The sequence below is a fragment of the Bradyrhizobium sp. Ses1 genome (assembly GCF_059512365.1).
The window spans coordinates 47,774-60,622 of sequence record NZ_JCAMOQ010000055.1; the positions used below are offsets into that span (position 1 = coordinate 47,774).

13 protein-coding genes are annotated in these 12,849 nt (G+C 63.3%); 8 read left to right on the top strand and 5 right to left on the bottom strand.

Going from position 1 to position 12,849, the window contains the following annotated elements:
- The first annotated feature begins 124 nt into the window (after positions 1-124).
- Together AC5ZG5_RS38315 and AC5ZG5_RS38320 are read left to right on the top strand one after the other, a co-directional pair.
- Positions 125-742 (top strand): glutathione S-transferase family protein, encoded by a 618-nt coding sequence (locus AC5ZG5_RS38315; protein ID WP_028163059.1) that lies wholly within the window; start codon positions 125-127, stop codon positions 740-742.
- Positions 743-755: 13 nt separating this feature from the next.
- Complete coding sequence (locus AC5ZG5_RS38320) at positions 756-1,625, top strand: MBL fold metallo-hydrolase (RefSeq protein WP_456645977.1); 870 nt, start codon at positions 756-758, stop codon at positions 1,623-1,625.
- A gap of 178 nt (positions 1,626-1,803) precedes the next feature.
- On the opposite strand, the gene AC5ZG5_RS38325 is transcribed toward AC5ZG5_RS38320, so the two are convergent.
- On the bottom strand, positions 1,804-2,346 hold the full coding sequence (locus AC5ZG5_RS38325; RefSeq protein ID WP_456645976.1) for a methylated-DNA--[protein]-cysteine S-methyltransferase: 543 nt from the start codon (positions 2,344-2,346) through the stop codon (positions 1,804-1,806).
- A 112-nt stretch (positions 2,347-2,458) separates the two neighbouring features.
- On the opposite strand from AC5ZG5_RS38325, the gene AC5ZG5_RS38330 reads away from it, so the two are divergent.
- Complete coding sequence (locus tag AC5ZG5_RS38330; protein WP_130227569.1) at positions 2,459-3,268, top strand: alpha/beta fold hydrolase; 810 nt, start codon at positions 2,459-2,461, stop codon at positions 3,266-3,268.
- Positions 3,269-3,387: 119 nt separating this feature from the next.
- Here AC5ZG5_RS38330 and AC5ZG5_RS38335 read toward each other — a convergent pair whose 3' ends face one another.
- The gene (locus AC5ZG5_RS38335) at positions 3,388-5,121 is read right to left on the bottom strand and encodes an adenylate/guanylate cyclase domain-containing protein (protein WP_130227570.1); all 1,734 of its coding nucleotides are present in this window, start codon (positions 5,119-5,121) and stop codon (positions 3,388-3,390) included.
- A 299-nt stretch (positions 5,122-5,420) separates the two neighbouring features.
- Complete coding sequence (locus AC5ZG5_RS38340) at positions 5,421-5,876, bottom strand: carboxymuconolactone decarboxylase family protein (protein WP_456645975.1); 456 nt, start codon at positions 5,874-5,876, stop codon at positions 5,421-5,423.
- 110 nt (positions 5,877-5,986) lie between these two features.
- Here AC5ZG5_RS38340 and AC5ZG5_RS38345 point away from each other — a divergent pair, with 110 nt between their 5' ends.
- From AC5ZG5_RS38345 to AC5ZG5_RS38365, 5 genes are all read left to right on the top strand, one after another.
- Positions 5,987-6,853, top strand: a complete 867-nt coding sequence (locus AC5ZG5_RS38345; protein ID WP_456645974.1) for a sigma-70 family RNA polymerase sigma factor — start codon at positions 5,987-5,989, stop codon at positions 6,851-6,853.
- A gap of 92 nt (positions 6,854-6,945) precedes the next feature.
- On the top strand, positions 6,946-7,620 hold the full coding sequence (locus tag AC5ZG5_RS38350; RefSeq protein ID WP_456645973.1) for a GntR family transcriptional regulator: 675 nt from the start codon (positions 6,946-6,948) through the stop codon (positions 7,618-7,620).
- Positions 7,621-7,748: 128 nt separating this feature from the next.
- Complete coding sequence (locus tag AC5ZG5_RS38355) at positions 7,749-8,549, top strand: phytanoyl-CoA dioxygenase family protein (RefSeq protein ID WP_456645972.1); 801 nt, start codon at positions 7,749-7,751, stop codon at positions 8,547-8,549.
- Positions 8,550-8,712: 163 nt separating this feature from the next.
- Entirely contained in the window at positions 8,713-10,050 is a 1,338-nt protein-coding gene (locus tag AC5ZG5_RS38360) for an NAD(P)H-dependent oxidoreductase (RefSeq protein WP_456646018.1), read from the top strand.
- Between the two features lie 232 nt (positions 10,051-10,282).
- Positions 10,283-11,371 carry a TRAP transporter substrate-binding protein gene (locus tag AC5ZG5_RS38365; RefSeq protein ID WP_456645971.1) on the top strand — a complete coding sequence of 363 codons (1,089 nt, stop codon included), beginning with the start codon at positions 10,283-10,285 and terminating at the stop codon, positions 11,369-11,371.
- Between the two features lie 190 nt (positions 11,372-11,561).
- On the opposite strand, the gene AC5ZG5_RS38370 is transcribed toward AC5ZG5_RS38365, so the two are convergent.
- A complete protein-coding gene (locus AC5ZG5_RS38370) occupies positions 11,562-12,167 on the bottom strand; it encodes a hypothetical protein (RefSeq protein WP_165435338.1) in 606 nt (201 codons plus the stop codon).
- Positions 12,168-12,357: 190 nt separating this feature from the next.
- The coding region (locus AC5ZG5_RS38375) for a KTSC domain-containing protein (RefSeq protein ID WP_496165511.1) at positions 12,358-12,849 on the bottom strand (492 nt) is incomplete at its 5' end.

The window sequence follows — 12,849 nt, forward strand, 5'->3', positions numbered from 1 at the left end:
TGGGCGCTAGCTCGTCATGGCCGGGCTTGTCCCGGCCATCCACGCTTGTCGCTTCGAGGACGTGGATGCTCGGGACAAGCCCGGGCATGACGGCGAAACAGAACTCCCGAGGGAATTCACCCAGATGAAGCTTACCTTCTCGCCCGCCTCGCCATTTGCCCGCAAAGTGCGCATTGCTGCGATCGAGACCGGGCTGATCGACAAGATCGAACTGGTGCCCGCCACGGTCGCGCCAGGCACCGCAAACGATGCCTACACGCGCGACATCAACCCGCTGAAGAAACTGCCGGTCCTGATCCTCGATGACGGCGACGTCATCCTCGATTCCTACGTCATCGTCGAATATCTCGACGATCTCGCCGGCGGCGGCAAATTGATTCCGGCCTCCGGACCGGCGCGTTGGAAGGCGAAAACCGACCACTCGCTGCTGCAGGGCATGCTCGATTCCATGCTGTTGTGCCGGTACGAGAAGATGGTGCGGCCGCAGGGCTTGCAGTGGCAGGCCTGGTACGACGATCACTGGAACCGGGCCTGGGCCGGCATGGCGCGGTTCGAGCAGCGGGAGGATGTGCTTTCCGGGCCGTTCAACGTCGCGCAGATCGGACTGGTTTGCGTGCTCGGCTATGCCGACCTCCGCTTCTCCGACTGCGGCTGGCGCAAGGCCTATCCGAAGCTTGATACGTTCAACCAGAAGATGCTGGAACGGCCATCAGTCAAGATCTCGGTGCCGCCGCCAGCCTGAAGCGGAGTCTGCCATGAGCCTCATCTTCTCGATCGGCGACCTCACCATCCACCGCATCATCGAGCAGGAGACGGCATTCCTGCCGGCGCTGGACATGCTGCCCGGCCTGACGCCGGACATGCTGGCCGAGAACCGGGCCTGGATGCGCGAGGCCAAGGCGCTCGACGATAGCGACGTGCTGCTCTTGTGCTTCCAGTCCTATGTCGTGAAGACGCCGCATCATACCATCCTGATCGATAGCTGTATCGGCAACGACAAGCCGCGCCCGCAGCGGCCGAAATGGAACATGAAGACCGACGACACCTATATGCGCGGCCTCGCCGCGGCCGGGTGCTCGGTCGAAGACATCGACTATGTGATGTGCACGCATCTGCATGTCGACCATGTCGGCTGGAACACGCGACTGGAAAACGGCCGCTGGGTGCCCACGTTTCCAAAGGCGCGCTACGTCTTTGCCAAGGGCGAGTTCGACTACTGGACCGCGCAGAACGAAAAGAGCGAGGTGCCACCCTTCGTCGATAGCGTGCTGCCGATCGTGGAGTCAAAGCGCGAGGCGATCGTGACGAATGATTTCGCCATCGGCGACCACGCACGCATTTTGCCGACGCCCGGGCACACACCGGGCCATGTCGCCTTCACTCTTGGGCGCGGCAAGGACGACGCCGTGTTCTCCGGCGATCTCATGCACTCGCCGCTGCAGACGCATTATCCGGAACTGTCGGCGAAATTCGATGTCGACCAGGCGCAGGCGGCGCGGACGCGGCGCAGTTTCCTGGAGCGCTATTGCGATACCGATACGCTCTGCTGCACCGCGCATTTCCCCTCGCCCTCGGTCGGCAAGATCAAGCGGAGCGGCGACGGGTTCACGTGCGAGACGGTGTAGGCAAGAGAACTCCGGCTCGGCCGCATTCTCTTCACCTCTCCCATAGGGAGAGGTCGGCGCGTAGCGCCGGGTGAGGGGTTACGCCCTATCGAGGGACCTGAACCCCTCACCCGGATCGCTGACGCGATCCGACCTCTCCCTATGGGAGAGGTGTTCGAGGCCGCGGCACCATCAGAGCTCAATCGAACAAGCTGGGCGTGTGGTTGACGATCGCGCCCTCGATCTCGAGCATCTTCAGCTTCGTCACCACGCCACCATTCGCCGAGAAGCCGCCGGGCTTGTTGCCGGCCGCGAGCACGCGGTGGCAGGGCACGACGATCGGGCACGGGTTGCGGCCGAGCGCCTGGCCGACGTCGCGCGACAGCTCGACGCCGCCAAGCTGCTTGGCGATCTCGCCATAGGTCATGGTCTTGCCCGGCGGGATCCTGCGCGCGATATCGTAGACGCCGCGGTTGAACTCCGGCACGTCGTCGAGGTCGAGCACGACCTCGGCAAGATCGTTCGGTTTGCCCTCGAGCAGTTCGATCATGGCTTCGATCGCGCGTCTCACTTCCACTGGCGGTGCGGCTTCCGTCACCTCGCCGCCCCGCTGCCGGATGCGTTTGCGGGTGTTTTCCTCGGTCTCCATCGGCAATTGCACGCCGGTGATACCGTGTTCGCCCCACATTACGCCGCAGGCGCCGATCACGGTGTCAAAGATCGCAAAATGCTGGCCGGTCATGGCTTGCTCCATATCTCAGGCTCGAGATTTCGAGCTTTGTCCTTGCAATGGAATCTAGGCTTGGAGAATGTTGCTATCCACCCGAATCCTGCGGGAACTTGCGAGCATCCCCATGCAAACCCTTCGCGTCAACGGATACGACATGGCCTATCTCGAGGTGGGCGAAGGGCCGCCATTGGTGTGCGTGCACGGCTCGCTCTGCGATTTCCGCATCTGGTCGGCGACGCTGGGACTTCTGTCGCGCAAGCACCGCGTGATCGCGGTCAGCCTCCGGCACTTCTTCCCCGACCGCTGGAATGGCGTCGGCGACACCTATTCGATCGCCCAGCACGTCGAAGACGTCATCGCCTTCATCGAGCAGATCGAACCGAAACCGGTCGGCCTGATGGGCCACTCGCGCGGCGGACACGTCTCCTTCCGCGTCGCGCAGCGGCGGCCTGATCTGCTGCGCAAATTGATCCTGGCCGAGCCCGGCGGCGAGCTGGATGAGACGCTCGATCCCGACTTCAAGCCGGGCCCCTCCCCGCTGGCGGCGCGGATCGCCGCCTCCGCCGAAATCATCGCCAAGGGCGACATCGATGGCGGGCTGCAGATCTTCATCGACGCGCTGGAAGGCCCCGGCGCCTGGAAGCGGCTGCCGGCGGCAGTGAAAGAGCCGTTGCGCGACAACGCAACGACGCTGATCGGCCAGACGCGCGACAAGCGGCCGCCGTTCTCGAAGGCGGACGCCGAAGCGATCAGGACACCGACACTGTTCATCGGCGGCGCCAACACCAGAGGCGCACTGCCGAAAGTGCTGCACACGCTGGCGGCCCATGTGAAGGATTCGCGCACCGAGATCATCCCGGGCACGACGCATCCGATGTTCGAGCAGGCCCCGCAGCGCTACTGCGAGATCGTGCTGGATTTTCTGGCTGAGTAACGGTCCGTCACGTCAGCCAAAGCCACGTCATTGCGAGCGCAGCGAAGCAATCCATTTCTCGGGTCACTGAGGCATGGATTGCTTCGCTGCGCTCGCAATGACGGGTGGAGAGAGCCGCATCACTTGTGATCGAGATACCATGAGCCATCCCAGGCATCGGCGGGCGGATTTGTCTTGAAGCCTTCGATGCGGTTGACAAAGGTCATGGATGGTCCGTCGGCGGGAACCGCTTCAAGTGCCTCCTTGAAGGCCGTAAGCGCCTCGTCCCAACGTTGGGCGCGATAAGCGGCCAGTCCCTCGGAGTATCGCTTCAACAATGCCGATTGTGCCGGGCTGAGCTCGCCCTTGCGCCCGATGATCTCGAACACCGTGACCGGCCGCGTCTGGCCAACGACGACCAGCCGATCGACCTCGCGAAACTCGATCGCATCGGCGGCCGCTTTCACCGTCGCTTCGGAAACCAGGGCATGGCTGCCGTATATCTTGTTCACGCCCTCCAGGCGCGAGGCAAGGTTTACCGCATCGCCCATGACGGTGTAGCTCATCATGAATTCCGAGCCGATGCTTCCCACCAGCACCTCGCCGGTCGCAACGCCGATGCGAACGTCGCATTCACTCGGTACCGACCGCACGCCGAGCAGCTCGGGCAATTCCGTCCGCAATGCCGTACCGCGATCGGCCATGTCGACGGCGGCAAGGCAGGCAAGCCGCGCCTGTTCGGCATCCTCGTTGAATGGCGGGCCCCAATAGGCCATGATCGCATCACCGATATATTTGTCGATGATGCCGTGATGGCTGCGGATCGGGCCGGACATGGTCGAGAGGTAGTGATTCATCACCTTGACCAATCCCTGCGGTGTCATTCCTTCGCTGAGGCTGGTAAAGCCCTTCATGTCGCAGAACAGCACGGTCATGATACGGCGCTGACCGTCGGTCGCGGTCAATGATTGTCTCTCAATCAGCCCTTCCACGACTCGCGGATCGATGTATCTTCCGAAGGTCTCACGCATCCGCTCCTTGTGGCGCAATTGCTCCACCATCTTGTTGAACGCCGTTGTCAGTTGGCCGATCTCGTCTCGCGTGGTGACGTCGATCGAGCCATCGAGCCGGCCGGCTTCGACGGCGCGGGTGCCCTCCAGCAAGCGCCTGACCGGCCGCGTGATGCCGGTGCTTACGAAGAACGAAAACAGCAGGCCCAGTATCGCGGCGAGTGCTGTCAGAATGACCGAGATCAAGATCGAGCTTTGCTGATCTCTCATCGTCGCCGCGGCGTCCGCGCGCACCTGCGCCAGCATCTCCCCGCGGACCTCGTCCACTCTCTGGTTGAGTTCATTGCGCAGGGCTTCGGTGCGAGCAAGACTGGCATTGACTTCGGCAAGATTGCCGGCTTCGAGCAGCGGCAGCAGCCGTTTGTGCTCCTCACCCAGATAGCGGCGGAGGTCGTTATTCAGCGTCTCAATTCGATCGTCGATCCGGCCCAGCCTCGCGTTGTCGGATTCGGTGGAAAGATCCGCGATGATCGCGTTGATGAGGCCACGCGCGGTCTTCGCTTCCTGATCGACTTGCAGACCCTTGGCCTCGTAAACTTTCTGCTGCTCGGCCACGGCAGCCTGGTCCGGTGGCGATCGCATGCCTGCGATCACCATCCTGCGGAGCGCCAATGCCTGCTCCAGCGAACGGACGTTCATCCGCGCCAGATGACCGTAAGCCTCAACATATTTCGTCGTCAGCTCATCGAGCTGGTGGGCGATCCTCCTTGCCATCACCGTCGACAACACCGAGATGATGGCCATCAGCACGATGAGGCCCATGGCGATGCCAAGGATTCGGTTTCTGATTGTCGGTTGCAGCATCAAAGGGCGCTCTGGTGTGACACGCGGATCTTCGAAGGAGGAACAGGACGACACGAGAATGGGAAGCGGGGCCGATCGAGACTTGGCCAACTGATCAGCGGCCGGGAACTTAGCACAGTTCCAGAGGCAGGATTGCGTGTCGTTTTCAGCGCCGCGGGGACCGGCGGGCTTTATCTGCGCGGACCTTAAGTGCTCAATAATGAATTCAGGAAAAGGCAAGGCGGCGGGTGAGGAGCCTCCTCACCGGCTACAGTGTCGCGACCGCCCCCCAAAGGTAGGGGGCGGCAAGCGTTTTTCTATCACACCTTCCACGAACCGACCGGCTGGCGGACGGCAACGTTGAGGCGATTCCAGACGTTGATGACGGCGATCGCAAGGATCAGGGACGCCAACTCCTTTTCGTTGAAATGTTTGTCGGCCTCACGCCAGATCGCATCCGGCACCCCCTCCTCGCGGTCGCTCAGCCGGGTCAGCGATTCCGTCAGCGCAAGCGCGGAGCGCTCGGCGTCGGTGAAATAGGGGGCGTCGCGCCAGGCGGCGACGCAGAACAGGCGCTCGTCGGTTTCCCCTGCCCTCTTCGCGAGTTTCGGATGCATGTCGACGCAGACGCTGCAGCCGTTGATCTGGCTGGCGCGCAACTGCACGAGTTCGATCAGTTTCTCGGACAGATTGCCGTGCGGCAGGTTGCTGAGCGCCTGCATTGTCTTCATGGCCTCGGGAATGACCATCACCGGGTGGTTCATGCGGGCTTGCATCGTTGGTTCTCCATATCGTTGGCTTTGACGCGGTCCGGCCGATTTGCTGTCACACCGGCCGGATTTGCTTCGTCATGGCCATGACGGACGCGAGATGGAGAGTGTGACCGATGGACGAGAAAAATTTTCTGGCCGCGCAATTCGAGACCAATCGGGCCCATCTGCGTGCCGTGGCCTACCGCATGCTGGGCTCAACGGGCGAGATCGACGACGCGGTGCAGGAAACCTGGCTGCGGCTCAGCCGCACCGACGCCTCCACGGTCGAAAATCTGGGAGGCTGGCTGACCACGGTGATCGCCCGCGTCTGCCTCGACATGCTGCGCGCGCGCAAGGCGCGCCGCGAGGACCCGATGGGCCCGCACGTGCCCGAGCCGGCCGCGCACGATACGCATGAGCGTGAGGCCGAGATGGCCGATTCCGTCGGCGCGGCGCTGCTGGTGGTGCTGGATGCGCTCGCACCGGCCGAACGGTTGGCTTTCGTGCTGCACGACATGTTCGCCGTTCCCTTCGAGGAGATCGCACCGATCGTCGGTCGCACGCCGGCAGCGGCGCGCCAGCTTGCAAGCCGTGCCCGGCGCCGCGTGCAGGGCTCCCGCGAGGCGGCCGATAGCGATGCGCTGCGGCAGCGCCGCATCGTCGAGGCATTCCTCGCGGCCTCGCGCGACGGCGATTTCGAGGGCCTGCTCGCAGTGCTCGATCCCGATGTCGTGTTCCGCGCCGATGCGGCGGCGCAGCGATTGGGATCGCTGGCGGAAATCCGCGGCGCCCCGGCGGTTGCCGAAACCTTCAAGGGACGGGCGCAGGCCGCAAAGCCGGCGCTGGTCGATGGCACCCCGGCGCTGGCGGTCATTCTCGACGAGCAACTGCGGATCGTGCTGCAGTTCACCATTGCCGGCAACAGGATCGCGGCATTCGAGGCTATTGCCGACGCGGAGCGGATCGCGACGTTCGACATCGAGATGCTTCCATGCGACTAGGGCAAAGGGCAGCCTGGTTCCGCCTTGACGGCACCTGAAGCCGGGGCTAGCTTTTCGAATACGGAATTCCGTATTCCGAAGGAAACCCCGGCATGCTCCCGCTCGAGCCGCTACCCAATCTGATCGACCAGGTCTATGCGCGGATCCTGGAGGCGATCATCGACCGTACGCTGCCGCCGGGGCAGCGGATCACCCAGAACGAGCTTGCCGAGAAGCTTGGCGTGTCGCGCCAGCCGGTGTCGCACGCGCTGCATCTGCTGCACCGCCAGGGATTGGTCGCCGAAAGCGGCCGCCGCGGCTTCGAGGTGACCCAGCTTGATCCGCAGCGCATCCGCCAGCTCTACGAAGTCCGCGGCGCGATCGACGCGCTGGCGGCACAGCTTGCCGCCGGGCGCAGCAGGACCGATGCTTCCGGCCGCGAGCGGCTGAACGCGGCGCTGACGGCCGGACGCGCGATCGATGCGAAGACGCCCCTCGCCGAACTGATCGCGCGCGATGTCGACTTCCACAGCGCGATCTATCTGCTGTCAGGCAATCCCGCGATCGAGGAGATGATCGCGCCGCAATGGGCGCATATGCGCCGCTCGATGGCGACCGTGCTCGCCGAGCTCGATTATCGCGAAAGCGCCTGGGCCGAGCATGAGCAGATCGCCGCGCATATCTTCGCCGGCAATGGCACGGCGGCCGAGGCCGCGGCGTCAGCGCATGCGCAGACAGCAGGACGGATGACGGAGGAGAGATTGAGGGTAGCGACCATCGCTGCATGACGCTCCGTCATGCCCGGGCTTGACCCGGGCATCCACGTCTTGGACGCAGAGAGAACGGCGTGGATGGCCGGGTCAAGCCGGGCCATGGCGACTGAGAGATCAACGATAAACCAAAAGGAGGACACACCATGAAACTGACGCCAGAGCAGATCGAATTCTTCAACCGCGAGGGCTGGCTGTTCCTGCCCGAATTGTTCAGCCAGGAAGAGGTGGATTTCCTCGCCCGCGAGGCGGTGAGTATCTACGACGCCAACCGCCCCGAGGTGTGGCGCGAGAAGAGCGGTGCGCCGCGCACCGCCTTTGCCGCGCATCTCTACAACGAGGCCTTCGGCGCCCTCGGCGCACATCCGCGCATGATCGAGCCGATCGAGCAGATCTTCGGCGAGAAGGTCTACATGCATCAGTTCAAGATCAACGCGAAGGCGGCCTTCACCGGCGATGTCTGGCAGTGGCACCAGGATTACGGCACCTGGAAGCGCGACGACGGCATGCTGGAGCCGCGCGCGATGAATATCGCGATCTTCCTCGACGAGGTGATGCCGATCAATGGCCCCTTGATGCTGGTGCCGAAGAGCCACCATGCCGGCGACCTCAAGGCCGCTCATGACCTCGAGACCACCTCCTATCCGCTGTGGACGCTGGACGAGGAGACCGTGACGCGCCTGGTGAAGGATGGCGGCATCGTCGCGCCGACCGGCAAGGCCGGCGGCATGCTGATGTTCCACGGCAATCTGGTGCATGGATCGAGCGGCAACATCACACCCTATCCGCGCAAGATCGTGTACCTGACACTGAACGCGGTCTCGAACTACATCCGCACGCCGACGCGGCCGGAATACATCGCCCATCGCGATTTCACGCCGATCCAGACGGTCGCCGACGACGCGCTGGTCCGGCTGGCGCGTGCGCCGCGGCAGGCGGCGGAGTAACGCCGCCACTTTCTCAGGTCTCGTCATGCCCGGGCTTGTCCCGGGCATCCACGAAGTGCAACGATCGCGGAAGCAAGACGTGGATGGCCGGGTCAAGCCCGGCCATGACGGCTTGGCGAAAGCCTCGCGCCTCGCGACATTCCAGCTCTCGGATATCCCCGCCATGAACCTCCACCACCTCCTCAAAGCCCGGGCCGCCGCCGGCAAGCCGGTTCGCGTGGCGCTGATCGGCGCCGGAAAATTCGGCTCGATGTTCCTGTCGCAGGTGCCGCACACGCCGGGATTGGAGGTGCCGATCGTTGTCGATCTCGACCGCGATCGCGCGCGCGAGGCGTGCCGCACCGTCGGTTGGGACGATGATCGGATCAAGGCCACGACCTTCACCGATGACGGCGCGCGGGCGATTGCCGGCGGCGCGATGGATGTGGTGGTGGAGGCAACCGGCAATCCGGCGGTCGGCATCAGACACGCGCGCGCGGCGATCGCGGCCGGCAAGCACGTCGTCATGGTCAACGTCGAGGCCGACGTGCTGGCGGGCCCGCTGCTCGCGGAGGAGGCCCGCAAGGCCGGCGTGGTCTATTCGCTCGCTTACGGCGACCAGCCGGCACTGACGGCGGAAATGGTCGATTGGGCACGCGGCACCGGTTTTCGTGTCGTTGCCGCCGGCAAGGGTACGAAGTATCTGCCTGTTTATCACGACGTGACGCCCGAAGGCGTTTGGAGCCACTACGGCCTCACCGCCGGCGAGGCGCAATCCGCCGGCATGAATCCGCAGATGTTCAACTCCTTCCTCGACGGCACCAAGTCCGCGATCGAGATGGCGGCGATTGCCAACGCAACCGGCCTCGACGTGCCCTCCGATGGCCTCTTGTTTCCGCCCTGCGGCGTCGACGATCTCCCGCATATCTTGCGGCCGCGCGAGAAAGGCGGCGTGCTGGAGAAGTCGGGCGTGGTGGAGGTGGTGTCGTCGATCGAGCGCGACGGCCGTCCGGTCTTCCGCGACCTGCGCTGGGGCGTCTATGTCGTGCTGGAGGCCCCGAACGACTATGCCGCCGATTGCTTCAAGCAATACGGGCTGAAGACGGACGCCTCCGGCCGCTATGCGGCGATGTACAAGCCCTATCATCTGATCGGACTGGAGCTGAACATCTCGATCCTGTCGGCAGCATTACGCAATGAGCCAACCGGCCAGCCGCACGGCTTTCGCGGCGATGTCGCCGCAGTCGCCAAGCGCGATCTGCGTGCTGGCGAAGAGCTCGATGGCGAAGGCGGCTACACGGTGTGGGGCAAGCTGATGCCGGCACACGCAAGCCTTGCCGCCGGCGCATTGCCGATCGGGCTCGCCCATCGCGTGAAGCTGAAGAACAATATCGCGCATGGCGCGGTGGTGCGCTGGAGCGATATCGAGATCGACGCGAATAACGAGACGATCAAGACGCGCAAGGCGATGGAAGCGGCGTTCGGCGGGACGAAGGCGGACGCCGAGCGCGTGCGTGCCTGACAATTGAGCGCGCGCTTCGCAACTGCGATAGAGCATTGCGCTTGATTATCGCTGGGCGAACGGTCATGCTCGCTGACGGAACCGGAAATTTCGGAATTCCGATAACAAGAGCCTGTTGAAGGCCTGCGAACCCAATCACCACAATCCAGCGTCGGTCACCGACGAAGCCCAAAACGACACTCAAGATCGTTGTCCCTCGTCGAGGTATCGACACCAGCAGAGGGGAAACGCAATGAAACGTCGTGAGTTCTTGAAGGCAGGCGGCATCTCGCTCGCCGCGAGCGCCATTGCTGCGCCCGCGGTTGCGCAATCGATGCCGGAAGTGAAATGGCGCCTCGCGGCGAGTTGGCCGAAGGCGCTCGATACGCTCTATGGCGGCTGCGAATTTTTCTGCAGGCGCGTGGCCGAGATCACCGACAACAGATTCCAGATCCAGCCGTTCGCGGCCGGTGAAATCGTGCCCGGCCTGCAGGTGCTCGATGCCGTGTCGAACGGCACGGTCGAGATGGGCAACACCGCGCTCTATTACTATTGGGGCAAGAACCCGGCCTTCACGTTCGGCACGTCGCTGCCGTTCGGCCTCAACACGCGCCAGCACATCTCCTGGCTGCAATGGGGAGGCGGACAGGATCTGCTCAACGATCTGCTCAAGGAATATGGCTGCACCAGCGTCCCGACCGGCTCGACAGGCGCGCAGATGGGCGGCTGGTTCCGCAAGGAGATCAAGTCCACGGCAGACCTTCAGGGCCTCAAATTCCGCGTCGGCGGCTTTGCCGGCACCATCATCGCCAAGGTCGGCGGCGTGCCGCAGCAGATCGCGGGCGGAGACATCTATCCGGCGCTGGAGAAGGGCACTATCGACGCTGCTGAATGGGTCGGCCCCTATGACGACGAGAAGCTCGGCTTCGTGAAGGTCGCGAAGTTCTATTATTACCCCGGCTGGTGGGAAGGCACCGGCCAGGGCCACAACGTCATGAATCTCGAGAAGTGGAATAGCCTGCCGAAGCATTATCAGGCCGCGGTCCAGGCCGCTTCCGAAGACGCCTTCACCTGGGTCACCGGCAAATATGACGCCGTCAACCCGCCGGCACTCAAACGGCTGATCGTCGCCGGCGCGCAGCTCCGCCCCTTCCCGCAGGAAGTGCTGGAGAGCTGCTACAACGCCGCGAACGAGATCTATGCCGATCTCGCCAAGACCAACCCGCACTTCAAGAAGATGTATGCAAGCCTTTCGGCCTGCCGCAACGAATCGCTGGCCTGGATGCAGGTCGCCGAATTGAGCTTCGACAGCTTCATGATGCGGATGCGGACGCGGACGTAAGCGAGCGAGCGGCAAGAAACGACGAAAGCCCCGGAGCATCTCCGGGGCTCTGTCATTCCGGGGCGCGCGGAGCGCGAGCCCGGAATCCATGCAACCGCATAGCGCGTGGCGAAATGGATTCCGGGCTCGCGACTTCGTCGCGCCCCGGAATGACGGGCGCGACGAACGCCGCTTATCGCGGCAAGCACCGTCACTCCTGGTCGCTAGCCCCGAGAACCTCGGCGAGCTTGTCGTAGTATTTCGTCACAAGATCGATATTGCCCTTGTTCTCGACCGCGGGCTGCGGCGACTTCAGGGCTTCGTTGAGGTCGGCTAGCGCTTCCTTCTTGTCCTTTGCCGACATTTTCTTGTCGGCCTGGACCTGCGCGATCTGCGCCTTGATGACGGCTTCGGGGCCGACATATTTCTTGGTCTGCGGATCGAAGCCGCCGAGCACCAGGCTGATATTGTCGACGACGGTATTGTACTCGTCGTAGCTCGAAAAGCCGTTCTTCTTGGCGATGCCATCGAGCTGTGCGGTGATCTTCGGATCGGGCTTGGCGTCATCGGGAAGCTTGGACGTGATCGGATCCATTTCCTTTGTGGCGGCAAGCGCGTTTTCGATCTGCTTGTCAGTCAGCGCGATCTGCTTGAGCTGCGGCTCCTGCTGCGCCGGAGCGGCTTGTGCCGGCGCACCCTGCTTCGCCGGCGGTTGTTTGGCCTGGGCGAGCGCGGCATCAGCGGCGAGCGTGGCGATCGAAAGCGCGAGGCAGACTGCGCTCAGGGCAGCAACGGCAGGACGAACGATCTCACGCATGGCAGTCTCCTCGTTTCTTGAAAATGGTTCGAATTGAGTGCGCTGGAAGTTGGGTGAATCGAAATGAACCCTGAGTGAACCTTGTGGAAACGCTGCGCGCGAATCATGGCCGAATAATCACGAACTGTTCAGAGCTCCGTGATCGTATCTTGGTCGCGTCCTGGGCCCATTCCGACTTGATAGTCCGTGGTCAGCCGACGCGTTTGTATCGATAACGCGGTTTCACATACCAGTTGACGAACCTTCCCTTGGATTCGGCGTCGAGCAACTCCTTGAAGACCTTCGCCGGAACAGCGAAGTAGTCGTACGTCGAACCTCCGGGGTAGCGTATGAGCAAGGTTCGCTGCGCGCGGCCATACCCCGCAGCCTCAATGCCCGTCGATTGTACCCGGCGCATATGGATCTCGTTAGATATCCGCGGAGCCGGGCTATCGCCAGCTCGCTGCACATCTCGACGCATGCACGGGATATGGCGATCGCTCCTGCCCTCATCCAGCGGCCGGCCGGCAATCATCGCAGGCCGCCGATGGACCGGCACCGGGCGATGCGCCCCGGTTCCGAAGGCCCTCAGCTTCGGCGCAAAAACAAAAACGCCGCCTCCGGAAGGAGACGGCGTCTTGTTTTGATCGTGACACGTAAAGAGGAAATTCCATTGTCCTTGGCAGGCCTGGCAGCGACCTAC